Genomic DNA, 26,040 nt, shown 5'->3' on the forward strand with positions numbered 1-26,040 from the left:
CGCGATACGTCCGAAGCACCGCGGTGATGCAATCGCGAGCAGGCTCGCTCCCACAAATATTTGCTTCAGCAGGGACCCGTGTCGATTGATGTTGTGATTTATTGCGTGATACCACCAAATCAGAGCGAGATTGGATGTGAGCAAGAGAGCCTATAACTTCTGTGCCGGTCCTGCGGCGCTTCCCGAAGCTGTCCTGAAGCGCGCCCAGGGTGAACTCCTTGATTGGCACGGCAAGGGCCTGTCGGTCATGGAAATGAGCCATCGCAGCGATGAGTTCGTGTCCATTGCCACCAAGGCCGAGCAGGATCTTCGTGATCTGCTGAATATCCCCTCGAACTATAAAGTGCTGTTTCTGCAAGGTGGCGCCAGCCAGCAATTTGCTCAGATTCCTCTGAACCTGTTGCCGGAAGGCGGCACCGCCGACTATATCGACACCGGTATCTGGTCGCAGAAAGCCATCGAGGAAGCCTCGCGCTACGGCCACGTCAACGTTGCCGGGACCGCCAAGCCTTACGACTATTTCGCTATTCCCGGTCAGAACGAATGGAGTCTGTCTGCCGACGCGGCCTACGTTCACTACGCACCGAACGAAACCATTGGCGGCCTGGAATTCCAGTGGATTCCGGAAACCGGTGATGTGCCGCTGGTGGCCGACATGTCCTCGGACATTCTCTCGCGTCCGGTGGATATCTCGCGCTTCGGCATGATCTACGCCGGCGCCCAGAAAAACATCGGCCCGAGTGGCGTTGTCGTGAACATCGTTCGCGAAGACCTGCTGGGTCACGCCCGTTCCATTTGCCCGACCATGCTCAACTACAAGGTCGCGGCCGATAACGGCTCGATGTACAACACGCCGCCAACCCTGGCCTGGTACTTGTCCGGCTTGGTGTTCGAGTGGCTGAAAGAGCAGGGTGGTGTCGAAGCCATCGGCAAACTCAATGAAGTGAAGCAGCGCACGCTGTATGACTTCATCGACGCCAGTGGCTTGTACAGCAACCCGATCAACAAGTCCGACCGCTCGTGGATGAACGTGCCGTTCCGTCTGGCTGACGACCGTCTGGACAAGCCGTTCCTGGCTGGCGCCGACGAACGCGGCCTGCTGAATCTCAAGGGCCACCGTTCCGTGGGCGGCATGCGTGCCTCCATCTATAACGCCGTCGATATCGTTGCGGTCAACGCACTGATTTCGTACATGGCAGAGTTCGAGAAGGAACACGGTTAATGTCTGAGCAAGAACTCAAGGCACTGCGCCTGCGCATTGACGCTCTGGACGAAAAAGTCCTGGAGCTGATCAGTGAGCGCGCACGCTGCGCCCAGGAAGTTGCGCGAGTAAAGATGGCCTCGCTGGCCGAAGGCGAAGTGCCGGTGTTCTATCGTCCTGAGCGTGAAGCTCAGGTGCTCAAGCGTGTGATGGAGCGTAACCAGGGGCCGCTGGGCAACGAAGAGATGGCGCGGTTGTTCCGCGAAATCATGTCCTCGTGCCTGGCCCTCGAGCAGCCACTGAAAGTGGCTTACCTCGGCCCTGAAGGCACCTTCACTCAGGCAGCGGCCATGAAGCACTTCGGCCATGCGGTGATCAGCAAGCCGATGGCGGCGATCGACGAAGTGTTCCGTGAAGTGGCGGCCGGTGCGGTGAACTTTGGCGTGGTCCCGGTGGAAAACTCCACCGAGGGCGCGGTCAACCACACCCTCGACAGCTTCCTCGAGCACGACATGGTGATCTGTGGCGAAGTCGAGCTGCGCATCCACCATCATCTGTTGGTTGGTGAAAACACCAAGACCGACAGCATCAGCCGTATCTATTCCCACGCCCAGTCCCTGGCCCAATGCCGCAAGTGGCTGGACGCCCATTACCCGAATGTCGAGCGCGTGGCGGTTTCGAGTAACGCCGAAGCGGCCAAGCGGGTCAAGGGTGAGTGGAACTCGGCGGCGATCGCCGGCGACATGGCCGCCGGTCTGTACGGGTTGACTCGCCTGGCCGAGAAAATCGAGGATCGCCCGGACAACTCCACGCGATTCCTGATGATCGGCAGCCAGGAAGTACCGCCGACCGGCGACGACAAGACCTCGATCATCGTCTCCATGAGCAACAAACCCGGCGCGCTCCACGAGCTGCTGGTGCCGTTCCACGACAACGGCATCGACCTGACGCGCATCGAGACCCGTCCGTCGCGCAGCGGTAAATGGACCTACGTGTTCTTCATCGACTTCGTCGGCCACCATCGCGATCCGCTGATCAAAGGTGTGCTGGAAAAGATCAGTCAGGAAGCAGTGGCACTCAAAGTGCTGGGTTCCTACCCGAAAGCAGTTCTCTAAGGGCGGTAGCAAATGAGTGGCAACTTCCTCGCTCTGGCACAGCCGGGCGTGCAACAACTTTCGCCTTACGTTCCGGGCAAGCCCGTGGACGAACTGGCCCGTGAGCTGAACCTCGATCCGGCCAATATCGTCAAACTGGCGAGCAACGAAAATCCGCTGGGCGCCAGCCCCAAGGCATTGGCAGCGATTCGCGAAGCGCTGACCGAGCTGACCCGCTATCCGGACGGCAACGGTTTTGCGCTCAAGACCCTGCTGGCCGATCAGTGCCGCGTCGAGCTGAACCAGGTGACGTTGGGCAACGGCTCCAACGACATTCTGGAGCTGGTGGCGCGCGCCTACCTGGCGCCGGGCCTGAACGCGGTGTTCAGCGCCCATGCGTTTGCGGTCTATCCGATCGTGACTCAAGCCGTTGGTGCTCAGGCAAAAGTGATTCCGGCCAAAGACTGGGGTCATGATCTGCCGGCCATGCTGGCCGCGATAGATGCCAATACTCGTGTGGTATTCATCGCCAACCCGAACAACCCGACCGGGACCTGGTTCGACGCCCAAGCGCTGGATGATTTCCTGCAGGACGTACCGGCCCATGTGCTGGTGGTGCTGGACGAGGCCTACATCGAATACGCCGAAGGCAGCGACTTGCCGGATGGCCTGGACTATCTGGCGGCCTATCCGAACCTGCTGGTTTCGCGCACCTTCTCCAAGGCCTATGGTCTGGCGTCGTTGCGGGTCGGTTACGGCTTGTCCTCGGCCATCGTCGCCGATGTGCTGAATCGCGTGCGTCAGCCATTCAACGTCAACAGCCTCGCACTGGCCGCCGCTTGTGCTGCGTTGCAAGACGTCGAGTACCTGGCCGAAAGCCGTCGCTTGAACGAGTCCGGCATGCAACAGTTGCAAGCGGGTTTCCGTGAACTGGGGCTGAGCTGGATTCCCTCCAAAGGCAATTTCATCTGCGTCGATCTGGGGCGCGTTGCCGCTCCGGTATTCGAGGGGCTGCTGCGTGAAGGCGTGATCGTGCGTCCGGTGGCCAACTACGGCATGCCGAACCACCTGCGTATCACCATCGGTTTGCCGGCGGAAAACAGCCGCTTCCTCGAGGCGCTGACCAAGGTTATGGCTCGTGGTTGATGTCACTGCACTGCAATCTGCTGAACCTATGATCGGTCGCCTGGTGGTGGTCGGTCTGGGGTTGATCGGCGGTTCGTTTGCCAAAGGCTTGCGTGAAAGCGGTCTGTGCCGCGAAGTGGTCGGGGTCGATCTCGACCCGCAGTCGCGCAAGTTGGCGGTCGAGTTGGGCGTGGTTGATCGCTGCGAAGAAGACCTGGCCGCAGCTTGCCAGGGCGCTGATGTGATTCAGTTGGCGGTGCCGATTCTGGCCATGGAGAAGCTGCTGGCCAAGTTGGCGGGCATGGATCTGGGGCAAGCGATTCTGACCGACGTTGGCAGCGCCAAGGGCAATGTGGTGCGCGCGGCGACCGAGGCGTTTGGCGGCATGCCGGCGCGTTTCGTGCCGGGGCATCCGATTGCCGGTTCCGAGCAGAGCGGGGTGGAAGCCTCCAATGCCGAGCTGTTCCGTCGCCATAAAGTGATTCTGACGCCGCTGGATCAGACCGACCCGGCCGCGCTGGCGGTGGTCGACCGGTTGTGGCGCGAATTGGGCGCCGACGTCGAGCACATGCAGGTCGAGCGTCACGACGAAGTGTTGGCGGCGACCAGCCATTTGCCGCACTTGCTGGCGTTCGGTTTGGTCGATTCGTTGGCCAAACGCAATGAAAATCTTGAGATCTTCCGTTACGCTGCGGGCGGTTTCCGCGATTTCACAAGAATCGCCGGTAGCGACCCGGTCATGTGGCACGACATCTTCCTCGCCAACCGCGAAGCTGTCCTGCGCACACTCGATACATTTCGCAGCGACCTCGACGCCTTGCGCGACGCGGTCGATGCAGGGGATGGGCACCAATTATTGGGCGTGTTCACACGCGCCCGGGTTGCCCGCGAGCATTTCAGTAAAATCCTGGCCCGCCGGGCCTATGTGGACGCTATGAATTCCAACGATCTGATTTTCCTGGCACAACCTGGTGGCCGCCTGACTGGGCGGATTCGCGTACCGGGCGACAAATCGATTTCCCACCGTTCGATCATGCTCGGTTCCCTGGCCGAAGGCGTCACCGAAGTGGAAGGTTTCCTCGAGGGCGAAGACGCCCTGGCGACCTTGCAAGCTTTCCGTGACATGGGCGTCGTCATCGAAGGCCCGCACCACGGTCGTGTGACCATTCATGGTGTTGGCCTGCACGGTCTGAAGCCTGCGCCAGGCCCGATCTATCTGGGCAACTCCGGCACCTCTATGCGTCTGCTGTCTGGCCTGTTGGCTGCGCAGGACTTCGATAGCACGCTGACCGGCGATGCTTCGCTGTCAAAGCGTCCGATGAATCGCGTGGCCAATCCACTGCGCGAGATGGGCGCCGTGATCGAGACCGCCGCTGAAGGTCGTCCACCGATGACCATTCGTGGTGGCAACAAGCTCAAGGGTCTGACTTACACCATGCCGATGGCCAGCGCCCAGGTTAAATCCTGCCTGCTGCTGGCGGGTCTGTATGCCGAAGGCAAGACCACCGTCACCGAGCCGGCACCCACTCGCGACCACACCGAGCGCATGCTGCGCGGCTTCGGCTATCCGGTGACCGTCAATGGCGCGACCGCCTCGGTCGAGTCCGGCCACAAATTGACCGCGACCCATATTGAAGTACCGGGCGATATCTCGTCGTCGGCGTTCTTCCTGGTGGCGGCGTCGATTGCCGAAGGTTCGGAGCTGGTGCTCGAGCACGTCGGCATCAACCCGACCCGTACCGGCGTGATCGACATCCTGCGCCTGATGGGTGCTGACATCACCCTGGAAAACCAGCGTGAAGTGGGCGGCGAACCGGTAGCGGATCTGCGCGTACGGGCAGCTAAACTCAAAGGTATCGAGATCCCTGAGGCGCTGGTGCCACTGGCCATCGACGAATTCCCGGTGCTGTTCGTGGCCGCTGCGTGTGCCGAAGGGCGCACCGTGCTGCGTGGCGCCGAAGAGCTGCGCGTGAAGGAGTCGGACCGGATCCAGGTGATGGCGGATGGTTTGCTGGCGCTGGGCGTCAAGTGCGAGCCAACCCCGGATGGCATCATCATCGACGGCGGCCAGATCGGCGGCGGCGAAGTGCACGGTCACGGCGATCACCGGATTGCCATGGCGTTCAGCGTGGCTTCGCTGCGCGCCAGCGCACCGATCCGCATCCATGATTGCGCCAACGTTGCGACCTCGTTCCCGAACTTCCTCGCGCTGTGCGCGCAGGTCGGTATTCGTGTTGCACAAGAGGCGCAGTCGTGAAAGTCATCGCACCGGTCATCACCATTGATGGGCCAAGTGGCTCTGGCAAGGGCACTGTAGCCGGGATACTGGCCAAGCGTCTGGGCTGGAATCTGCTGGACTCCGGTGCGCTGTATCGATTGCTGGCGTTCGCGGCGTATAACCATGGCGTCGATCTGACCAATGAGGAGCTGCTCAAGAAGCTCGCCGCTCATCTGGATGTGCAATTCATTGCGGCGACCGAAGGTCAGCTGCAGCGCATTATTCTGGAGGGGGATGAAGTCAGTGATGTCATCCGCACCGAAAGTATCGGTTCGGGTGCCTCGCAGGTCGCTGCATTGCCTGCCGTGCGTGAGGCACTGCTGCAGCGCCAGCGGGCATTTCAGGAGTCGCCGGGTCTGGTGGCCGATGGTCGCGACATGGGCACGGTGGTATTTCCCGACGCGCCGTTGAAGATATTCCTCACTGCCAGTGCCGAGGAGCGTGCGCGCCGTCGATACTTGCAGTTGAAGGGCAAAGTCGATGGTGTTAGTCTGTCGAGTCTGCTAGATGAGATACGTGCGCGCGATGAGCGTGACACCCAGCGAGCGGTAGCCCCGCTCAAGCCGGCGGCTGACGCCATACAGCTGGATTCCACGGAATTGTCCATCGACCAGGTGCTGGAACGCATCATGAGTGAGATCGCCATTCGCGATATCGCCGGGTGACCAAGAAGGCCGCAGGGGACCAGTCATAGTCCTGCGGTGGCTTCTTTTAAATGAAACTAACCCACACCGTCTGGGGTGTGGAGATGGGCGTATTCTTCGCCCTCATCAACAGGAATTAAAATGAGCGAAAGCTTTGCGGAACTCTTTGAAGAAAGCCTAAAAACCCTGAACCTTCAGGCAGGCTCCATCATCACCGGTGTTATCGTTGATATCGATTACCAAGCTCGCTGGGTAACCGTTCACGCTGGCCTGAAGTCTGAAGCACTCATCCCGCTTGAGCAGTTCTACAACGATGCTGGCGAACTGACTATCAACGTCGGTGACGAAGTTCACGTTGCTCTGGACTCGGTTGAAGACGGCTTTGGTGAAACCAAGCTGTCCCGTGAAAAAGCCAAGCGCGCTGAATGCTGGATTGTTCTGGAAGCAGCCTTCGCAGCCGAAGAAGTGGTCAAGGGCGTTATCAACGGTAAGGTTAAAGGCGGCTTCACTGTCGACGTTAACGGCATCCGTGCGTTCCTGCCAGGTTCTCTGGTTGACGTCCGTCCAGTGCGCGACACCACGCACCTGGAAGGCAAAGAGCTGGAATTCAAGGTCATCAAACTCGACCAGAAACGCAACAACGTTGTCGTTTCCCGTCGCAGCGTCCTCGAAGCCGAGAACTCCGCCGAGCGTGAAGCTCTGCTGGAATCCCTGCAGGAAGGCCAACAAGTCAAAGGTATCGTCAAGAACCTCACCGATTACGGCGCATTCGTCGATCTGGGTGGCGTCGATGGCCTGCTGCACATTACCGACATGGCTTGGAAGCGTATCAAGCATCCTTCCGAAATCGTCAACGTTGGCGACGAGATCGATGTCAAGGTTCTGAAGTACGATCGCGAACGCAATCGTGTTTCCCTGGGCCTCAAGCAACTGGGCGAAGATCCATGGGTTGCTATCAAAGCCCGTTACCCAGAAAGCACTCGCGTTACCGCTCGTGTAACCAACCTGACCGACTACGGCTGCTTCGCTGAGCTGGAAGAAGGCGTTGAAGGCCTGGTACACGTTTCCGAAATGGACTGGACCAACAAGAACATCCACCCTTCGAAAGTCGTACAAGTCGGCGACGAAGTGGAAGTCATGGTTCTGGACATCGACGAAGAGCGTCGTCGTATCTCCCTCGGCATCAAGCAGTGCAAATCTAACCCGTGGGAAGATTTCTCTGGCCAGTTCAACAAGGGCGATAAAATCTCCGGCACCATCAAGTCGATCACCGATTTCGGTATCTTCATTGGTCTGGACGGCGGCATCGACGGTCTGGTTCACCTGTCCGACATCTCCTGGAACGAAGTGGGCGAAGAAGCCGTTCGCCGCTTCAAGAAGGGTGACGAGCTGGACACCGTTATCCTGTCGGTTGACCCAGAGCGCGAGCGCATCTCCCTGGGTATCAAGCAACTGGAAAGCGATCCGTTCTCCGAGTACGTTCAAGAGAACGACAAAGGCGCCATCGTTAAAGGCATCGTGAAAGAAGTTGACGCTAAAGGCGCCATCATCACTCTGGCCGACGATATCGAAGCGACTCTGAAAGCCTCCGAAATCAGCCGTGACCGCGTTGAAGACGCGCGCAACGTTCTGAAAGAAGGCCAGGAAGTAGAAGCCAAGATCATCAGCGTTGACCGCAAGAGCCGTGTAATCCAGCTCTCCATCAAGTCGAAAGACGATGCTGAAGAGAAAGAGGCCATCCAGAGCTTGAAAGACAAGCCTTCGGATAGCATCGCTGCTGGTCCTACCACTCTGGGCGACCTGTTGCGTGCACAAATGGAAAAACAGAACTGAGTTCTGTCAGACCATAGAAAAAGGGCGACTTCGGTCGCCCTTTTTTGTGTCTGCGATTTGGTGAATCCCAGGGAGGGGAGGGCTGACGCCACCGCTTTTCGCAGGAGTCAGGCTTGCCGGCGAAGGCGCTCTTAAGGGCTCCTTCGCCGGCAGCCTGGCTCCTGCGAAAAGAGATTTGCTCGCCGCCTTATTTCTTTCGTGAAACCAATGATCTACATAAGCTGTCTGTTACTTCATGCAGGTCAATCGTCTATTCAAGGCTAGGCTTAGTCTGAAGTGAACGACCGCCAGGCAATGCGTCTGGCATAAGGAAATGAATGAACAAGCTCTTTGTCGTGATAGCAGTACTGACATTGGCTGGCTGTACCACCAATGCCAAGACTCATGCGGTGCGCGGAGTCAGTGGCATAGAGATCGATTGTTCAGGGTTGGGTTCAGGATGGGATAAGTGTCACAAACGAGCCGCCAGGGAGTGCAAGGGCGCGGGCTATAAAGTCGTCGTGAGGTCCGATGACGCGAAAGAAGAAGATGAATTCCCTTTCGGCTTCAATCCCGCGGGTTACCTGACGCGGACCATGCTGGTTATCTGTAGATGAATGCGGGGCTTGAGCAAGCTTGCGGTGCTCTGAAATCGGGCATCGTATTGCCAGGAAAGATATGTCAAGCACTCGGGCTGTTCAAATTCCTCCGGGCATGCTAAAACCTTTGAAGCGCTGATCTAGCTGCTTGAAAAAGAAGGGAAAAATATGACGAAGTCGGAGTTGATCGAACGAATTGTCACCCATCAAGGGCTGCTCTCATCCAAGGATGTGGAGCTGGCCATCAAGACCATGCTTGAGCAAATGTCCCAATGTCTGGCCACCGGTGATCGAATCGAGATCCGTGGTTTTGGCAGCTTCTCCCTGCACTATCGCGCGCCGCGCGTAGGTCGCAATCCAAAAACCGGTCAGTCCGTCAGCCTCGACGGCAAGTTCGTTCCGCATTTCAAGCCAGGCAAAGAACTGCGCGATCGTGTGAACGAGGACGAGGAAGAAGGGCTTTGACAGCTGCTGCACTTCAAGGAACCGCTGATGCATAACCTCAAGCGCGTACTTCTCGCTGTATTTGCCCTGTTGCTTGTTCTTGTGATCCTGGCGTTTGTTCTGGAGAACCAGCAAGGCGTGTCGCTGCTGTTCCTGGGCTGGGCGGGCCCACAGTTACCAGTATCGCTGATCATGGTGATCGCGCTGCTGATTGGCATGGTGATCGGGCCGATTCTCGGCTGGTTTCTGGGACGTATGTCCAGAGCCTCACGCAAGCGTCTTGTCTGATTGCGATAAACCCTTTATATGCACCGAATTGCGTCACAGCTTGTCCATATCCATTAGTAAAACCTTCATTAAGCTGTAAAATGCTGCGCTTGGTCGATAGGGCATTCCCTAATCGGTTCAGACTGACTCTGTCAGAAGCCTCGGCGAACTTGATGGCTTTTGCATTCATGGATTAGACAGTGCGCGGTTGGCGGCCCTGTCAGCAACTCAAGGGTGTGGTTTCGCGTGAAAATTCTAGTAACCGGCGGCGCCGGGTTTATCGGCTCGGCAGTCATTCGTCATATCATCTCCAACACTGCCGACTCTGTCGTTAACGTCGATAAACTGACTTATGCCGGTAATCTTGAATCGTTGGCAGAAGTCAGCCAGAACTCGCGTTACGTGTTCGAACGCGTCGACATCTGCGACCGCGACCAAGTAGATCGTGTCCTGCGTGAACACCAACCGGATGCCATCATGCACCTGGCCGCAGAGTCCCACGTTGATCGCTCAATCTCCGGTCCATCCGAGTTCATCCAGACCAACATCATCGGCACCTACACCTTGCTGGAAGCTGCGCGCCATTATTGGGCGGCACTGGATGATGCGCGTAAAGCCAACTTCCGTTTCCACCATATTTCCACCGACGAAGTCTACGGAGACCTAGAAGGTCCGGAAGACCTCTTCACCGAAACCACGCCGTATCAGCCAAGCTCGCCGTACTCGGCCAGCAAGGCCAGCTCCGATCACCTGGTTCGCGCCTGGAGCCGTACCTACGGCCTGCCGACCCTGGTCACCAATTGCTCGAACAACTACGGTCCTTGCCACTTCCCCGAGAAGTTGATCCCGCTGATCATTCTCAATGCACTGGAAGGCAAGCCGCTGCCAGTCTATGGCAAAGGCAACCAGGTCCGTGACTGGCTCTACGTCGAAGACCACGCTCGCGCACTGTACAAAGTCGTGACCGAAGGCTTGATCGGCGAGACCTACAACATCGGCGGCCATAACGAGAAGCAAAACATCGAAGTGGTGCATACCCTGTGCGCATTGCTCGACGAACTGCGTCCTGACTCCGCTCATCGTCCACATGCCAGCCTGATCACCTACGTTCAGGATCGCCCGGGCCACGATCAGCGCTACGCAATCGATGCCAGCAAAATTCAACGCGAACTGGGTTGGACGCCGGAAGAAACATTTGAAACCGGTATTCGCAAAACCGTCGAGTGGTACCTGAACAATACTGAATGGGTTGCTCATGTGAAGAGCGGCAGCTACCAGCAATGGATTGACCAGAACTACGCAGATCGCTCGAGCAAGGCATGAAAATCCTACTGCTGGGAAAAAACGGTCAAGTCGGCTGGGAGCTGCAACGCTCTCTCGCGCCGCTTGGCGAGTTGATTGCGCTGGATCGTCACCCAGTTGATGGTTTGAGCGGTGACTTGTCCGACCTTGACGCACTGCGTACGACGATCCGTCAGGTGAGACCTGACATTATCGTCAACGCTGCCGCTTACAACGCTGTGGATGAGGCTGAGTCCGATACTCACCTGGCCGACCTTGTGAATGGTCAGGCAAGCCAAGTGATGGCTGAAGAGGCTGCATCCCTGGGTGCCTGGCTGATCCACTATTCGACCGACTACGTGTTCAATGGTGAAGGGCTGACACCATGGCAAGAGACAGATGCCGTTGCCCCGCTGAATCACTACGGCGCCAGCAAACTTGCCGGCGAGCAGGCGATTGCTGCTTCGGGCTGCAAACACCTGATCTTCCGCACCAGTTGGGTCTATAGCGCTCGTGGCAATAATTTTGCCAAGACCATGCTGCGTCTGGCGAAGAATCGCGACACTCTGAGCGTCATCGCTGATCAGATCGGTGCCCCGACCGGCGCAGATTTGATTGCCGATGTGACGGCGCTGGCCATTCGGCAGGTCTTGCAGCGCCCTGAGCTGGCGGGCCTGTATCATCTGGCGGCCAGTGGCGAAGTGTCCTGGCACGGTTACGCCAGCCATGTGATCGATTTTGCCAAGGCCAATGGCGAAGAGCTTGCTGTCATGGTGATCAATTCGATAGATGCGAGCGCTTATGCAGCACCGGCGCGCCGCCCTCTGAATTCCCGGTTGAGCACTCAGAAACTGCGTGACAATTTTTCTCTATATTTGCCGGATTGGCAAAGTGGTGTCACCCGAATGCTTATGGAAGTCCTGAATAAATGACCACGACAAATCGTAAAGGCATCATCCTCGCTGGCGGCTCGGGCACTCGTCTGCACCCATTGACCCTCGGCGTGTCCAAACAGATGCTGCCGATCTACGACAAGCCGATGATCTTTTATCCGCTGTCGGTGCTGATGCTCGCTGGAATGCGTGAAATTCTGATTATCTCCACGCCCGATGATTTGCCTAACTTCAGAAAGCTGTTGGGAGATGGCTCTCTTTACGGTATCAACCTGACCTATGCCGAACAACCTAGCCCGGACGGTTTGGCGCAAGCCTTCATTATCGGCGAAGAGTTCATTGGCCAAGATCCTTGCTGTCTGATACTGGGTGACAATATTTTTTATGGTCAGTTTGCGGAGCATCTGCGCGCCGCCAGCGGTCAGGTTCACGGCGCGACCATTTTCGGCTATCACGTGTCTGACCCGGAACGCTTTGGTGTGGTGGAGTTCGACGCAAGTGGGCAGGTGTTGAGCATCGAAGAAAAGCCGCTGAATCCCAAGTCCAGCTATGCGGTGACTGGCTTATATTTCTATGACAACCAAGTTGTCGAGATCGCCAAAAATATCAAGCCGTCCGCCCGTGGTGAGCTGGAAATCACTGACATAAATCGTGTTTATCTTGAACAGAAATCGCTAAAAGTCGAAATGCTTCGTCGCGGCTTCGCCTGGCTGGATACTGGTACGCACGATTCGCTGCTCGAAGCTAGCCACTTCGTGCATACCATAGAGAAGCGTCAAGGCTTGAAGGTGGCTTGTCTGGAAGAAATTGCCTATAACAACGGGTGGATTTCCGCAGCCGAGTTGTCAGCTCAAGCAGAGCGTCTCGGAAAGACTGGTTATGGTCAATACTTGGAAAGGCTACTGGAAACCCATTCCCGCTGAGGTTGATCAATGCAGAAGTGTAATGCCGTTTTGATGGCATATTCATATTATCTCAGGTGATTTTATTTCACCGGTCGGCGTCTGAGTTATTAATTTGCGATGCTACCTGTAGAATGGCCGACAGAATTTACGGCTCCGTTCACTGAGCAATTTTTCGGGAACTAATTCGTTGCCGTGACTGCCTCGAATAAGAGAGCAGATGTGGATGTGTGAAAAGTGATTGAGCGGGTCAGGTGAGCCGATAGGTGTTGGATTGAAGTTAAGCTTTCACCTGTCGTTCGCTTCAAGCAATATTTTGCATTGATTACGATGCAGGAACGACTGGATTATAACTGAGCCCCGCTTTCTGGTTACGTCTGCCAGATGGGGATTAAGGATTTAGAGTATGGAACTGATTCCCGTAATTTTGTCTGGCGGAGTGGGTAGCCGGTTGTGGCCCGTTTCTCGAGAGGCCCATCCAAAGCCGTTCATGGATCTGCCAGATGGCCAGAATCTAATCCAGAAAACTTTCCTTCGTGCTTCGCGTCTGGAAGGTGTTGTGGAGGTTCTTACGGTGACCAACCGGGAACTCCTGTTCAAGACCGAAGACGAGTACGGCGCAGTCAACACGCTCAAACATTCGCAAGGTTTCATCCTTGAGCCTTTCGGACGTAATACGGCTGCCGCCGTTGCCGCCGCTGCGCTTCAGCTGGAAGCCACACATGGTCCCGACGCCCAAATGCTGGTGCTGGCGGCAGACCACCTGATAAAAGACGAGACAGCATTTGCTGCGGCAGTAGCCGATGCGGTAGCGCTTGCCACTGAAGGCTGGCTGGTAACCTTTGGTATTCAGCCGACCTATCCTGAAACGGGGTTCGGGTACATCGAAGCGCAGAAAGATGCACCCCTGAAGGGTGGCCTGAAGGTTGCGCGCTTCGTCGAAAAGCCCAATCTTGAAACCGCTGAAGGCTACGTCAGTGCAGGTAACTACTATTGGAATTCCGGGATGTTCTGCTTCCGGGTAGGCACTGTGCTGGAAGAACTTCGCCAGCATGCCCCGGACGTAGTCGAAGCTGTCAGCAAAACCATTGAAAGTTCGCGCCTCACTACCTCTGACAAATATCGTTGCCTGGCACTCGACCCTGATGCATTCGCAGAGGTTCCGGACATCTCCATCGATTACGCGTTGATGGAGCGCTCCTCCAAAGTAGCGACTATCCCTTGTGATATCGGTTGGAGTGACATCGGTTCCTGGAACGCCGTCAGTGAGCTGACCGAGCCTGATGAAAACGGCAACCGTTTTGAGGGCGAGGTGTTGTCCCACAACTCCCGTAACAACTACGTTAACAGTGAGGATCGACTGACTGCGCTGGTGGGGGTTGAGGACTTGCTGGTCATCGATACACCGGACGCGGTGATGATCGCCCACAAAGATCACGCCCAAGACGTAAAACATATCGTCAATCAGCTCAAGGCGGCCAGCCACACGGTGCATTTGCTTCATCGTACCGTTCATCGTCCTTGGGGGACTTACACAACCCTGGAAAACGGCGAACGCTTCAAGATCAAACGCATTGTGGTGAAGCCCAAGGCTTCGTTGTCCTTGCAGATGCACCATCACAGAAGCGAACACTGGATCGTCGTCAGCGGGATGGCTAAGGTTATCAACGACCAGCAGGAGTTGATGTTGAACACCAATGAGTCCACCTTTATTCGTGCTGGTCATCAGCACCGTTTGATGAACCCGGGCGTCATAGACCTTGTGATGATTGAAGTGCAAAGTGGCGACTATCTTGGCGAGGACGATATCGTTCGTTTCGAAGATAATTACGGCCGCGTCGATAATTAACAGTACTTTGGCATTGCTAAGTCAGGTCGGTGAGGTTTCCACCGGCCGGGCTTTTTTGCATTCGGCCTGGTCCTGATTCATTTCCATCGTGGCGAGCGTACGACGCCGTTAAATCGGCCTCGCCTCCACATACCTCAGCAAGAGAGCGGTATGAATACCCCGATCAATACCCAGTGTTTCAAAGCCTATGACATTCGTGGTCAGGTGCCATCCGATCTCAATGCAGATGTGGCTTACCGGATCGGCCGGGCCATGGTTACCGAATTGCAAGGCAAAAGCATTGTGCTGGGGCGTGATATGCGGCTCGAAAGCCCGATGCTGGCAGAGGCGATGACGCGTGGATTGCTGGAGGCGGGCGCAAATGTCATTGATATCGGTTTATGCGGAACCGAAGAAGTCTACTTTGCAACCAGCGCATTCAAGGCGGACGGCGGAGTGATGATCACTGCCAGCCACAATCCCAAGGGTTATAACGGGATGAAGCTTGTAAAGTCTGAATCTCGACCGATCAGCGGCGACACAGGACTCAATGCCATACGCGACCGTGTGGAAAGTGGTGATTTGGGAGCCTTGGCTGAAAGCCCCGGCGAAGTGCGATTCGAACTGGATAAGACGACTTACATCGAACATCTTCTGAGTTACGTCAATGTGGCGGATCTCAACCCGTTAAAAATACTTGCTGATCCGGGCAATGGCGCTGCCGGCCCCGTGTTGCAGGAGTTGGTCAAAAAGTTGCCATTCGAATGGGTGATCATTAACGCCGAGCCTGATGGCCATTTCCCCAACGGTGTACCCAATCCGCTTCTTCCAGAGAACCGCACGCTGACACGCCAAGCGTTGTTGGCAAACGGCTGCGATTTGGGGATTGCGTGGGATGGTGACTTCGATCGTTGCTTCTTTTTCGACCAGGAAGGCCGCTTCATCGAGGGCTATTACCTGGTTGGCCTGCTGGCAGAAATGCTGCTCAAGAAAAACCCCGGCTCCAGGATCATCCATGACCCGAGGTTGACCTGGAACACGATCGATCAAGTTCAATTGGCGGGTGGTGTTTCAGTACAATGCAAGACCGGCCACGCTTTCATAAAAGAGCGCATGCGTCTGGAGGATGCGATCTACGGCGGTGAGATGAGCGCTCACCATTACTTCCGGGATTTCGCCTATTGTGACAGCGGTATGATCCCTTGGCTGCTGGTGACCGCATTGATGTCAGCGTCGGGAAAAAACTTGGCCCAGCTTGTTGATGAGCGCGTTGCCGCCTATCCATGCAGCGGTGAAATCAACTATCGAGTGAATGATGTATCTGCGGCGCTGGAGGAGGTCCTGGCACATTATCTACCTCAAGGGCCTCACCTTGATCAAACCGATGGCGTTGGTCTGGAGTTTCCCTACTGGCGATTTAATCTCCGAGGTTCGAACACAGAACCTCTGTTGAGGTTGAATGTGGAAAGCAGAGGGGATCCAGCGCTGGTGGCGTTGAAAGTCAAAGAAATTGAGGGACTGCTGAACAGTAGATATCTGGAATGACAAAACGGTTCTCACTTCCACAAGGAAGGTGAGGGGCAGCAATAAGTTGTCTCTCTGGTAGAGAATTACTGTTCGATTGATTAATTAAATTGGTGAGAAAATGAGCGACAAGAAAGTAGCGTTGATTACGGGTATTACTGGTCAGGATGGTGCTTACCTTGCTGAGTTCCTGCTTAAAAAAGGTTATTCGGTACACGGCATCAAGCGCCGTAGCTCCCTGTTCAATACTCAGCGTATTGACCATCTCTACCACGACCCGCACAACCAAGGCTATGATCTCAAGCTGCACTACGGCGACCTGACCGATTCAAGTAGCCTGATTCGTATCGTGCAAGAAGTACAACCAGATGAAGTCTACAACCTCGGGGCGCAAAGCCACGTTGCGGTTTCCTTCGAATCGCCAGAATATACTGCCGATACTGATGCCATGGGTACATTGCGCATCCTTGAAGCAATCCGCATTGCTGGTCTTGAGAAAAAGACCAAGTTCTATCAGGCATCCACATCCGAGCTGTACGGTCTGGTTCAGGAAATTCCACAGAAAGAAACCACGCCGTTCTATCCGCGTTCCCCTTATGCCGTCGCCAAGATGTACGCCTACTGGATCACTGTGAACTACCGTGAGTCATATGGCATGTATGCCTGCAACGGTATTCTCTTTAACCACGAATCGCCCATCCGCGGTGAAACCTTCGTAACCCGCAAGATCACTCGCGCCTTGGCACGTATCAAGGTCGATCTGCAAGATTGCCTGTACCTCGGGAATATGGACGCCCTGCGTGACTGGGGTCATGCTCGTGATTATGTGGAAATGCAATGGCTTATGCTGCAACAAGAAACTCCGGAAGACTTTGTGATCGCGACCGGTGAGCAGCATTCGGTTCGGGAGTTTGTTGAGGTTGCAGCGAAGGAAATCGATATCAAGATTCGTTGGGAGGGTACGGGTGTAGACGAGAAAGGTTACGACGTCGCAACCAACAAATGTATCGTTGCCGTCGATCCGCGTTATTTCCGTCCAGCCGAAGTTGAGACGCTGTTGGGTGACCCAAGCAAAGCCAAAGCCAAGTTAGGCTGGGTACCAACTACCTCCTTCAATGAGTTGGTAGAAGAAATGATGCGTGAAGACATGAATGAAGCCAAGCGTGACAAACTGGTCGCTGAACATGGCTTTAAATACTTCAAGGGTCAGGAATAAAAGGGGGCTGTGATGATACCGGTATATCAGCCCTTTCTGGGCGGACGCGAAAAGGAATATGTAAACCAGTGTCTTGATTCGACCTGGATTTCCTCTCGCGGAGAATTTATTTCCCGCTTTGAGAGCGAGTTTGCCCAATACATCGGTGCCGAACATGCGACCACGGTGAGCAATGGCACCGTTGCCCTGCACTTGGCAATGGCCGCTTTGGGACTTGGGCCTGGCGATGAGGTGATTGTTCCAACGCTTACTTACGTGGCGTCGGTCAACACCATCATGCAAACCGGGGCCAGCGTTGTTTACGCTGAATCCCTGGCGGATACCTGGAACGTCAGCGTTCCAGACATCCGAAGCCGTATAACGTCTAAAACCAAAGCCGTCATGGTCGTGCACTTGTACGGTCTGGCGTGTGACATGGATGAGGTCGTTGCTCTGTGTAAAGAGCATAATTTGCTGCTGATCGAAGACTGTGCAGAAGCTTTCGGCTCTCTGTATAAAGGCCAGCATGTAGGGACTTTTGGCGATGTCGCCACGTTCAGCTTTTTTGGTAACAAGACCATTACCACCGGTGAGGGGGGAATGGTCGTTTCCAAAAACAAGGACGTCCACGAGAAAGCCTGTCACCTTAAAAGCCAGGGCGTATCCAAGACCCGCGAGTATTGGCATGACGAGTTGGCGTTCAACTATCGGATGACCAACATCTGCGCAGCCATTGGACTTGCCCAGTTGGAACGTGCAGACGAGATCATCGCGCTTAAACGTCAGGTTGCGGACTGGTATCGCGAAGCGCTCGAAGGGCTTCCGCTGCAGATGCATGCAGAGCAACCAGGTACACGTCATTCCTACTGGATGTGCTCTGTGCTGTTGGATGATCCTAGTCAGCGTCAGGCATTGCGTGATCATTTGAAGAACAAGGGCATTGAGACACGCCCTCTGTTCGCTCCTGCTCATAACATGCCGCATTGCAAGACGGATGAAACCTTTCCGGTAGCGCAGGACCTTAGCTCGCGAGGGATGAACCTTCCGAGTTATCCGACCCTGAGCCGTGAACAGGTGCAGCAAGTAGTAGAAGAAATTCGATCTTACTTTGTCAGCTGATGTTGCGTTGGGATTGAGGCTGGCGACGGCCTCAATTCTCATAAAATTCAAAGAGGACGAATAATGTCCAGGCTTTCGAATTTAATTATTCAGGGGAAGTAATGTTTTCGTATTTTTCTCGCGTTTGGGCTGCTCGATACTTTTGGGTGCATCTTGCTCTAGCTGATTTGCGCTCCCGCTGGCGGAGATCTTTTTTTGGCGTAACGTGGTCAATTATCCAGCCATTGGGTATGACCGTGCTCCTGACGCTGGTTTTTAGCAAGCTGTTCAATACGGATGTATTAACCTACGCCCCTTATGTTCTCTCAGGGATAGTCGTGTGGGAGTTCATCTCCGCTAATACAATCGGTGGCTCATTGTCTTTCGTTCAGGCGGATGCCTACATTAAACAATGTAATCATCCCCTCGCCATTTATACCTTGCGAACGGTGCTCGGTAGTTCAATCGTGCTCATGCTGGCCAGCGTTTCACTCTATCTATGGGTGGCGATCATGATGCCTCAGAATTTTGGATGGAGTTGGTTGGCAACGCTAACGATATTCCCCGTCGTCGCGTTGATAGCCTGGCCTGTATCGACACTTCTATCTTATATCAGTACCCGTTTTCGAGATGTACCCCACGCGCTGGGGCTTGTGATGCAGTCATTGTGGTTTGTATCTCCAGTTTACTTTGAAGCGAAAATGTTTCAAAACGGTGGGTTGCACGCACTGGTTGATTACAATCCGATTTATCACATTCTACAGTTGTTTAGAGCGCCACTACTGCATGGGGAATGGCCAACGCTCGCAAACTACGCTTTCAGTTTAGGCACTGCCTTGGTCTTTGGGCTAATCGCGATGTATGTGGGTTACAAAGCAGAGCGTAAGGTGATTTTTTACCTATGAGAATGAATAAGATCAATCAGATCAGTGTAAAGAACGTAAATCTTCATTACGCGGCCGCGGCTTATAAAGAACGTTCATTAAAATCATTGATGGCTAACATCTTCTCAAAAAAAGATGCCAGTAATCATGTGGCTGATATTCACGCGCTCAAGAACATAAATGTTCAAATTGTCAGCGGTGAACGTGTGGGGCTTCTGGGTCACAATGGCGCGGGCAAGAGTACATTCCTCAAGACTGTTGCCGGCCTTTATCCAATTTCCAGCGGTGAGTTGGTGGTACAAGGCCAGGTTCGCTCCTTGTTTGACTTGAGTTTGGGCTTCGAGCCAGACGCGACGGGACGCGAGAATATTCTTTATCGTGGTCTGCTGCTTGGTCTGTCTCCCAAGTTCATGCGAGAGAAGATCGATGAAATTGTAGCGTTTGCCGATCTGGGCGAGTTTATTGATTATCCGATTAAAACGTACTCTGCGGGTATGCAAGTACGACTCGCTTTTGCTATTTCAACCACCGTTGGTGGTGATATTTTGTTGCTGGATGAGGTTATTGGTGCGGGCGATGCCAATTTTATGGCAAAGGCTAAATTGCGCATTACCAGTCTGATCGAAAAGGCCGAAATACTTGTTCTGGCCTCTCATGATTTTGGAGCATTGCAATCTATATGCACGCGGGGCTTGGTATTTCACCATGGCGAGTTATTGTTCGACGGTGAGATAACGGACGCGATAGCTGAATACAAGAAGATAAATGGACTTGCTGATGCAAACTAAACCGTTTCGTGTGATGTGGCTGCTGAACCATGGCGCGGCTCGTAAATTCGAGCTTCAAATGCTCAAGACCTTGGGTGTTAAAGAATTTTTTCTACCAAAGTCATTTCCACAGGAAATCGGTTTTCGTTCGGCAAGCATAGATTGTTCGGAGGATGCGAATCTTACTATTCCGGCTGAAGATCTAGAGGTGTTAAATCAGCAAAACTGGTTTGTGTCACCGTCGAAAGAAGCTTGGGACATAGCCAATAAATATTTCGATGTTTGTTTTTTTATCTGTCACTCGAAAGGCTTCATGAATGAAGTTTCACGATCATTCACCGGCGCGGCTATTTGGCGCGCTTACGGGCTGGATAAAACACTAAGCTACTCCGAAGTCGTGAAGGTCTTGACGTTAGGTACGCAGTCAGTAAAGAAACTTGGACGACGCCTTTGGTTGGGTATCGCGTACGAGCATCTTGCCGACTCTGAATCCATGTACCTGCAGAAGCGAAAGGCATTCTTGCCGTTGGGCCTGAGTAATTGCACGATCAATGACATCTGGAACGGCAGCCGTAAACATATTTTTTTCGTCTGTCCAGATATTGGTTTTAGTAGTTACTATAAAAAAGTATATGAAGATTTTGTTTCGGATATGCAAGGGTTGCCATACAAAATCGGTGGATCTCAGCCGATAGAGGTAGATGATCCAAATGTATTGGGGTTTGTTACGAACGAAGAACATGAAAGCAATATGAGAGAGTCGCGAGTGATGTTTTATCATTCAAGCGAACCTAATCACATTCATTATCATCCCTTCGAAGCCATTCGCGTCGGCATGCCGTTGATCTTCATGGGGGGTGGCATCCTCGACCGCATGGGTGGGACGACCCTTCCTGGCCGATGCGGGTCTATCAAAGAAGCGCGAGAGAAAATTCGTCGCATCTTGAATGACGATACGAAATTCATTGCACAAGTCCGCAGCAGTCAGGCAGTCCTGTTGGAACCCATGCGAGCAGAAAACTGCGAAGCCGCCTGGAAAAGTAGTTTCAAGGAAATCCTGCAAGAGTTGGAAGTCAGCCGATTGGAACAAAGCCAGCGGCCAGCCAAACGAAAGAAAATTGCTGTGGTGGTCCCCGTCGAGTATCGAGGGGGCAGCCTTCGGGGGGCCAAGCTATTAGCGGAGGCTTTGCATGAAGGGAGCAGGCAATGGGGAGAAGATGTTGACGTAGTCCTCTTGCATTTGAAGTCTGCTGACGATCAATCAGAAGACTCCCCCGAGAAGGATGAGCGAATTCTGCAGCGCACATTTCGGTGGAAAACCCTTGACGCACAGACGGCACGTAGGGCAATGCGCTATGCAGGTCACGAGGGCTGGGAGCCGGATTCTGGAAAATATATAGTCCCGGATGATGGTATCAAACAGCTTTTGGACTGCGATGCATGGATTGTAGTTTCTGATCGGGTACAGGCACCATTATTGCCTCTGCGCCCCTGCATATTCATGGTCTATGATTACCTTCAACGGTATGAAAAGGTACTTTCGAAAAGCGGAGATCAGAATTTTATTAGTGCCGTGCGTAGAGCGCAGAAAATTCTTGTCACGACTGAGTTTACGAAGCAGGACGCCATTCAATATGCCGGCGTAGAAGTAAACCGAGTAGCTAAGGTTCCTATGCTTGCTCCCGAGTTCTCAAGAGTTGAGACTGGAATATTATCGGCACCTGACCAGGCCTATTTTTTATGGACAACTAATGCTGGCGCTCACAAAAATCATGAGAATGCATTAAAAGCGCTGAAATTTTACTATGAATCTCTGGATGGCCAGTTTTCCTGTCATGTGACGGGTGTGAATACCGAAAACCTGCTAGACCATGATGCCCCTCACCTTAAATCCCTGTCTGCTCTTGTTAAGTCAAGCAGTACGCTGCAGGAAAAAGTTAAATGGCTGGGTGAACTCCCTGACTTTGAATACACCTGTGCTTTGGCAAATGCGAAGTTTCTTTGGCATGCAGGCAAGATCGACAACGGCTCCTTCAGTGTTGTTGAAGCCGCTAGTTTAGGTGTGCCGGCTCTGAGCAGTAATTATCCAGCTATGCGAGAAATGGACGACCAGTTTTCACTGCAGTTATCGTGGATGAATGCCGCCGACTATAAAGAGATGGCGCATAAGCTAAAAGAGATGGAATTGACTTACTTGTCCAAGAAGGCCCTGCTTCCATCGCCTGAGGTTTTGGCAGAACAAGGTGTTGAGAAGTTGGCGGCACAATATTGGGGAGTCATACGAGAGTGTCTATAAAAAAATACGGTATCTACCTGGCATACGCGCCGGGCTTGGATCTTCGTCATGAAGGATTGGGTAGATATCTGGCTGCCTTTCTGAAGGGGGCAGGGGACCGAGAAGATGTGCGCTTTGTACTGGTCTGTCCAAGTTGGTCTAAAGAAGGGCTTGAAGATTTATTTCGCAGCGAAGGTGTTTCTAAAGAGCGCTTCGAATTAGTTTCACCCTCAAAAAAACCGATGGTCTTGCGCGTCTACGAAGCCTATATCGCTAGAAAGAAACGAAAACGAAAGCCAGGAATATTCAAAAGGATTTCCAATGGTCTCTCAGCGATTAAAAGAGCTGCCATTGATCACGTTGAGCAACAATTGGTGACGACCAATTCTTATGCTGGGCTGACGTTGCTGTTTATGGAAGGTGTTCTTCTTGCCAGCCTTCTGATTCTGTTTAGTCCAATCGTTATTTTGGCGTTGATCGCTCTTTCTTTCATAAAATTCAAGTTTGTTTTTAAACGACTGACGCGACCTGCTCGGCGTTATTTATCTCGCGTCCAACGGGCTGCTGGGGAACCGAAAGACGACGCCTTCATATTCCGACTTTATAAGCGTATGGAGCGAATTGAGTCAGAGCGGATGCTTCACTTGATTGATAATCTGGCTGATGTAAAAGCCTGGTACAGTCCTACGGCTTTTTGGCCAGCCTTCAACAAAATAGATCGTCCTCGCCTGATGTGTGTGCCGGATGTAGTTCTATCGGATTTCCCTGTAGGGTTCTCAAATGTGGGAGGCGAACGCTTTTTGCAGACCTATGAGGATGTCCGCAGATCGATCCAGACGGGGCAGCATTACGTCACCTATAGTAATGCGATCAAGTGGGAAACATTGGTCGATCAGTATTCAATACGCGCTTCTAATGTATCGGTGATTCATCATGCGCCGAATATGTTAAACCAATGGGTGACAACTCGAGGGTTTGCGGATCTGGAAGCCACCTCGCTCCATTATTCACAAACACTTCTCGCCAGTGCGATGCGTAAGTCCTCTAATAAGAACTATACGGTGGGTTTCGCAAATGCCTCGTTCAAGTTTATATTTTATGCAAGCCAGTTTAGGCCGAACAAAAACTTGTTGATGTTGTTGCGAGCGTACGAAATTCTTTTAAGAAAGAAATATATCAGCCACAAGCTGATTTTAACCGGTGATCCCGAGCGTTATCCAACGGTCAAAAAATTTATTGCCGAACACGGTTTGGAGAATGATGTTTTATGCTTGCACGGTTTGACGGTGCAGGAGCTTGCAGCTTGTTACAAGTTAGCAGATCTGGCAGTAAACCCTAGTCTGAGCGAAGGGGGCTGCCCATTTACCTTCACCGAGGCTCTGTCCGTAGACACTCCTGTAGTCATGGCTCGAATCGCCGTTACTGAGGAAATACTTGATCATCCGGAACTGCAAGATACGACCTTTTTTGACCCGTTTGATTGGGAAGATATGGCGCTCCGTATTGAATGGGCTCTTTCTCACCGAGAAAAACTTCTTACTCTGCAGAAAAATATCTATCAGCGCCTGATTAAGCGTACTTGGACAGATGTGGTGAATGAGCATATCACTGTTCTTGAAGCCATTTCTGCGGGCGACGGTAGCCCTTCGGAGGTCCAGCGATGAGTCCAGACACGGGGTTGCTCATTTTGGGGTTTGGTGGTCATGCCCGGAGTGTGGCTGACGTCGCACTTGCATCGGGGATAACGCAGTTGTGTTTTATCGACGCTAACGCTAAACCAGATGAATCGTTTTGTTCGTTTCCAGTGAAAGCGTCCGTGGACTTTGAGCTGTCCGAGGACTGGTTAGTCATTCCCGCAGCTGGTGACAATAAAAAGAGAATAGAGCAGTGCGAATGGGTCATTCAGCAGGGATGGCGTTTAGCGACACTCATCTCACCCAGTGCCACCATAGGCGTCGGAGCCCAAATCGGTGAAGGGACCTTTATTGCTCATCATGCACATGTTGGGCCGATGGCATCCATCGGACGCGGTTGTATCATCAATACCGGCGCAATTGTAGAGCATGAGTGTATGGTGGGTGACTACAACCACATTTCCGTCGGCGCTGTAGTTGCTGGCCGGAGCCGTATTGGTAATCGCTGCTTCCTGGGGGCTGGCTCAACGGTGATCGACGGGCTGCAGGTCACAGACGATGTCATGCTGGGCGCCGGTGCGTGTGCTCATCGCAATCTGGAAGAGACGGGTACCTATGTGGGAGTTCCCGCGAAGGTTTTGGGGCGTAAGCATTGAAAATCCTGCATTTTTTCAAGACTTACTACCCAGACACTATGGGTGGTGTAGAACAGGTTATCTTTCAGCTCGCTGAGGGGGGGATACAGCACGGTATCGAGTCTGAAGTCCTTTACCTGAGTCCCCGTGGCGCAATGCGTGACGAAAGGCTCGGGCACCATATTACCCATCGGTCATATGAGAATTTTCAGATCGCTTCTACTGGCTTTTCAATCGGAGCGATCAAGGACTTCTTCGAACTCGCAAAGCAAGCCGATATTATCCATTACCATTTCCCGTGGCCGTTTATGGATATTGTGCATTTTCTAACCAGAATCAAGAAGCCAACCGTTATTACGTATCACTCGGACATAGTGAAACAGCAGTCATTGCTCCGGCTTTATAATCCGCTCTTGCACGCATTTCTTCGAAATGTGGATGTGATCGTTGCTTCCTCACCTAACTATGTCGCAAGCAGCGAAACACTGGGCAAGTATGTAGATAAGGTTAAAGTCATCCCCATCGGAATAGATCGCAATACATACCCCGAGGTGACTGATACATCATTGGCGCATTGGCGTGAGGTAGTGGGTGAGCGTTTTTTCCTGTTTGTTGGGGCGCTTCGCTATTACAAAGGCCTCGATTTTCTTCTGGAAGCGGCTCAGCAGACAAAGCTGCCTATCGTGATCATGGGCAAAGGCCCCATGGAAATGGCGTTGAAACAGAAGGCTAAAGACGCGGGCCTGGATAATGTCTTTTTTGTCGGTGCCTTGCCCGACAGTGACAAGGCCGCACTGATGACCCTGTGTTTCGCTTTGGTATTTCCCTCTCACCTCAGATCTGAAGCCTTCGGGATTTCTCTACTGGAAGGAGCGATGTATGGAAAACCACTCATTTCCTGCGAAATTGGAACGGGTACAACGTACATCAATATCGAAGGTGAAACGGGCTGTGTGGCACTCCCAGGCAACAGTGCGTCTCTCGCAAGGGCTATGATGAAGTTATGGGATGATCCATTGGGGGCTGCCAAAATGGGGGAGAATGCTCTGAAGCGTTATGAGGAGTATTTCAAGGCGGATGATATGGTTAAGTCGTACAGCGAAATTTATCATTCACTTTTGAAGTGATTAAGGCACTCATTCATATTGTCACGCTCGATTATCGCTATGGCGCCACGAGGCGGTTTCGAATGGCTGCCGAATCCCATTGCCACGAGTCTCATTTCATGGAGGCGGCCGAACAGGTACGTCGATTTTCCAATGACCAGTATCGATGTGGGAAGTCTGTACATAACGCGTCTGCAACTGCTTGCCGGGCTCTGACGGAGCAACCGTCCAGGGATCGGTGACGTTCAATACCACTGACGGCAAATTGGCGTCGAGTCCATAAAATCTAGAGATTGCACTGTCGATCTTGGGAGTGGCCCTGTTTTGTTCACTGAAATCCCACGTTGACAGCGTTTTGGGCCGCATTCGAGTGAGTAAATAGATGCTAGGAAATCGTCCGATCATTGCCTTAACGCTACATCGCATGATTACGCTATGCTACCAGACGCCCTTGCGCTCTCAGTAGAGAGCTTCCATTAGATTATGGGGCGATCTAGAAAAACAAAAAGCGTCGAGTCGAATACCGCTAGCTTTATATTCAGTTCGACCAGAGC

The 26,040-nt window shown here is 53.3% G+C and carries 22 protein-coding genes; all 22 read left to right on the forward strand.

The genetic code is table 11. The annotated features are described in order from the left end of the window. Nucleotides 1-136: 136 nt before the first annotated feature. The 22 genes from serC (at nucleotide 137) to KGB14_RS01300 (ending at nucleotide 25,507) form a co-directional block, all read left to right on the forward strand. A complete protein-coding gene (gene serC, locus KGB14_RS01195) occupies nucleotides 137-1,222 on the forward strand; it encodes a 3-phosphoserine/phosphohydroxythreonine transaminase (protein ID WP_223483732.1) in 1,086 nt (361 codons plus the stop codon). Then, nucleotides 1,222-2,316, forward strand: coding sequence for a prephenate dehydratase (gene pheA / locus KGB14_RS01200; protein WP_030128742.1), 1,095 nt, complete (start codon nucleotides 1,222-1,224; stop codon nucleotides 2,314-2,316). The genes serC and pheA overlap by 1 nt, the downstream gene beginning before the upstream one ends. Before the next feature lie 12 nt (nucleotides 2,317-2,328). Further along, nucleotides 2,329-3,441 carry a histidinol-phosphate transaminase gene (gene hisC, locus KGB14_RS01205; protein ID WP_223483733.1) on the forward strand — a complete coding sequence of 371 codons (1,113 nt, stop codon included), beginning with the start codon at nucleotides 2,329-2,331 and terminating at the stop codon, nucleotides 3,439-3,441. 28 nt (nucleotides 3,442-3,469) lie between these two features. Then, a complete protein-coding gene (locus KGB14_RS01210) occupies nucleotides 3,470-5,677 on the forward strand; it encodes a bifunctional prephenate dehydrogenase/3-phosphoshikimate 1-carboxyvinyltransferase (protein WP_263294490.1) in 2,208 nt (735 codons plus the stop codon). Then, a complete protein-coding gene (gene cmk, locus KGB14_RS01215) occupies nucleotides 5,674-6,363 on the forward strand; it encodes a (d)CMP kinase (protein ID WP_223483735.1) in 690 nt (229 codons plus the stop codon). Before KGB14_RS01210 ends, cmk begins: the two co-directional genes overlap by 4 nt. 120 nt (nucleotides 6,364-6,483) lie before the next feature. After that, a complete protein-coding gene (gene rpsA, locus KGB14_RS01220; protein WP_008148721.1) occupies nucleotides 6,484-8,175 on the forward strand; it encodes a 30S ribosomal protein S1 in 1,692 nt (563 codons plus the stop codon). Between the two features lie 317 nt (nucleotides 8,176-8,492). After that, nucleotides 8,493-8,771, forward strand: a complete 279-nt coding sequence (locus KGB14_RS01225; protein ID WP_223483736.1) for a hypothetical protein — start codon at nucleotides 8,493-8,495, stop codon at nucleotides 8,769-8,771. Between the two features lie 150 nt (nucleotides 8,772-8,921). Then, on the forward strand, nucleotides 8,922-9,218 hold the full coding sequence (ihfB, locus tag KGB14_RS01230; RefSeq protein ID WP_003369729.1) for an integration host factor subunit beta: 297 nt from the start codon (nucleotides 8,922-8,924) through the stop codon (nucleotides 9,216-9,218). 27 nt (nucleotides 9,219-9,245) lie between these two features. Then, a complete protein-coding gene (locus tag KGB14_RS01235) occupies nucleotides 9,246-9,485 on the forward strand; it encodes a LapA family protein (RefSeq protein WP_223483737.1) in 240 nt (79 codons plus the stop codon). Nucleotides 9,486-9,710: 225 nt separating this feature from the next. Further along, nucleotides 9,711-10,787 carry a dTDP-glucose 4,6-dehydratase gene (rfbB, locus tag KGB14_RS01240; RefSeq protein ID WP_223483738.1) on the forward strand — a complete coding sequence of 359 codons (1,077 nt, stop codon included), beginning with the start codon at nucleotides 9,711-9,713 and terminating at the stop codon, nucleotides 10,785-10,787. Next, entirely contained in the window at nucleotides 10,784-11,677 is an 894-nt protein-coding gene (gene rfbD / locus KGB14_RS01245; RefSeq protein WP_223483739.1) for a dTDP-4-dehydrorhamnose reductase, read from the forward strand. Before rfbB ends, rfbD begins: the two co-directional genes overlap by 4 nt. Then, nucleotides 11,674-12,561 (forward strand): glucose-1-phosphate thymidylyltransferase RfbA, encoded by an 888-nt coding sequence (gene rfbA, locus KGB14_RS01250; protein WP_223483740.1) that lies wholly within the window; start codon nucleotides 11,674-11,676, stop codon nucleotides 12,559-12,561. Before rfbD ends, rfbA begins: the two co-directional genes overlap by 4 nt. A gap of 385 nt (nucleotides 12,562-12,946) precedes the next feature. Next, nucleotides 12,947-14,389: a mannose-1-phosphate guanylyltransferase/mannose-6-phosphate isomerase gene (locus KGB14_RS01255; RefSeq protein ID WP_223483741.1), complete on the forward strand. Its 1,443-nt coding sequence runs from the start codon at nucleotides 12,947-12,949 to the stop codon at nucleotides 14,387-14,389. A 150-nt stretch (nucleotides 14,390-14,539) separates the two neighbouring features. Beyond that, the gene (locus tag KGB14_RS01260; protein ID WP_223483742.1) at nucleotides 14,540-15,913 is read left to right on the forward strand and encodes a phosphomannomutase; all 1,374 of its coding nucleotides are present in this window, start codon (nucleotides 14,540-14,542) and stop codon (nucleotides 15,911-15,913) included. Nucleotides 15,914-16,013: 100 nt separating this feature from the next. Continuing rightward, nucleotides 16,014-17,108 carry a GDP-mannose 4,6-dehydratase gene (gene gmd / locus KGB14_RS01265; protein WP_074874785.1) on the forward strand — a complete coding sequence of 365 codons (1,095 nt, stop codon included), beginning with the start codon at nucleotides 16,014-16,016 and terminating at the stop codon, nucleotides 17,106-17,108. Nucleotides 17,109-17,120: 12 nt separating this feature from the next. Then, a complete protein-coding gene (locus tag KGB14_RS01270) occupies nucleotides 17,121-18,206 on the forward strand; it encodes a DegT/DnrJ/EryC1/StrS family aminotransferase (protein WP_223483743.1) in 1,086 nt (361 codons plus the stop codon). 101 nt (nucleotides 18,207-18,307) lie between these two features. Beyond that, nucleotides 18,308-19,090: an ABC transporter permease gene (locus KGB14_RS01275; RefSeq protein WP_223483744.1), complete on the forward strand. Its 783-nt coding sequence runs from the start codon at nucleotides 18,308-18,310 to the stop codon at nucleotides 19,088-19,090. Continuing rightward, nucleotides 19,087-19,857, forward strand: a complete 771-nt coding sequence (locus KGB14_RS01280) for an ABC transporter ATP-binding protein (protein WP_223483745.1) — start codon at nucleotides 19,087-19,089, stop codon at nucleotides 19,855-19,857. Before KGB14_RS01275 ends, KGB14_RS01280 begins: the two co-directional genes overlap by 4 nt. Then, a complete protein-coding gene (locus KGB14_RS01285; RefSeq protein WP_223483746.1) occupies nucleotides 19,835-22,132 on the forward strand; it encodes a glycosyltransferase in 2,298 nt (765 codons plus the stop codon). Before KGB14_RS01280 ends, KGB14_RS01285 begins: the two co-directional genes overlap by 23 nt. Next, a complete protein-coding gene (locus KGB14_RS01290) occupies nucleotides 22,123-23,775 on the forward strand; it encodes a glycosyltransferase (RefSeq protein ID WP_223483747.1) in 1,653 nt (550 codons plus the stop codon). Before KGB14_RS01285 ends, KGB14_RS01290 begins: the two co-directional genes overlap by 10 nt. Then, nucleotides 23,772-24,401, forward strand: coding sequence for an acetyltransferase (locus tag KGB14_RS01295; protein ID WP_223483748.1), 630 nt, complete (start codon nucleotides 23,772-23,774; stop codon nucleotides 24,399-24,401). The genes KGB14_RS01290 and KGB14_RS01295 overlap by 4 nt, the downstream gene beginning before the upstream one ends. Further along, a complete protein-coding gene (locus KGB14_RS01300; RefSeq protein WP_223483749.1) occupies nucleotides 24,398-25,507 on the forward strand; it encodes a glycosyltransferase family 4 protein in 1,110 nt (369 codons plus the stop codon). The genes KGB14_RS01295 and KGB14_RS01300 overlap by 4 nt, the downstream gene beginning before the upstream one ends. Nucleotides 25,508-26,040: the final 533 nt, after the last annotated feature.

It is taken from the genome of Pseudomonas sp. A-RE-19 (assembly GCF_019956555.1).
In the GTDB taxonomy this organism is placed as follows: domain Bacteria; phylum Pseudomonadota; class Gammaproteobacteria; order Pseudomonadales; family Pseudomonadaceae; genus Aquipseudomonas.

Bases quoted from the DNA above. Each gene is read 5' to 3' on its own strand.
- KGB14_RS01225 (WP_223483736.1), top strand. From the start codon at position 8,493: ATGAACAAGCTCTTTGTCGTGATAGCAGTACTGACATTGGCTGGCTGT.
- gmd (WP_074874785.1), top strand. From the start codon at position 16,014: ATGAGCGACAAGAAAGTAGCGTTGATTACGGGTATTACTGGTCAGGAT.
- KGB14_RS01275 (WP_223483744.1), top strand. From the start codon at position 18,308: ATGTTTTCGTATTTTTCTCGCGTTTGGGCTGCTCGATACTTTTGGGTG.
- rpsA (WP_008148721.1), top strand. From the start codon at position 6,484: ATGAGCGAAAGCTTTGCGGAACTCTTTGAAGAAAGCCTAAAAACCCTG.
- KGB14_RS01210 (WP_263294490.1), top strand. From the start codon at position 3,470: ATGATCGGTCGCCTGGTGGTGGTCGGTCTGGGGTTGATCGGCGGTTCG.
- KGB14_RS01260 (WP_223483742.1), top strand. From the start codon at position 14,540: ATGAATACCCCGATCAATACCCAGTGTTTCAAAGCCTATGACATTCGT.
- KGB14_RS01280 (WP_223483745.1), top strand. From the start codon at position 19,087: ATGAGAATGAATAAGATCAATCAGATCAGTGTAAAGAACGTAAATCTT.
- KGB14_RS01235 (WP_223483737.1), top strand. From the start codon at position 9,246: ATGCATAACCTCAAGCGCGTACTTCTCGCTGTATTTGCCCTGTTGCTT.
- rfbA (WP_223483740.1), top strand. From the start codon at position 11,674: ATGACCACGACAAATCGTAAAGGCATCATCCTCGCTGGCGGCTCGGGC.
- KGB14_RS01295 (WP_223483748.1), top strand. From the start codon at position 23,772: ATGAGTCCAGACACGGGGTTGCTCATTTTGGGGTTTGGTGGTCATGCC.
- rfbD (WP_223483739.1), top strand. From the start codon at position 10,784: ATGAAAATCCTACTGCTGGGAAAAAACGGTCAAGTCGGCTGGGAGCTG.
- KGB14_RS01285 (WP_223483746.1), top strand. From the start codon at position 19,835: ATGGACTTGCTGATGCAAACTAAACCGTTTCGTGTGATGTGGCTGCTG.
- KGB14_RS01270 (WP_223483743.1), top strand. From the start codon at position 17,121: ATGATACCGGTATATCAGCCCTTTCTGGGCGGACGCGAAAAGGAATAT.
- pheA (WP_030128742.1), top strand. From the start codon at position 1,222: ATGTCTGAGCAAGAACTCAAGGCACTGCGCCTGCGCATTGACGCTCTG.
- hisC (WP_223483733.1), top strand. From the start codon at position 2,329: ATGAGTGGCAACTTCCTCGCTCTGGCACAGCCGGGCGTGCAACAACTT.
- KGB14_RS01255 (WP_223483741.1), top strand. From the start codon at position 12,947: ATGGAACTGATTCCCGTAATTTTGTCTGGCGGAGTGGGTAGCCGGTTG.
- ihfB (WP_003369729.1), top strand. From the start codon at position 8,922: ATGACGAAGTCGGAGTTGATCGAACGAATTGTCACCCATCAAGGGCTG.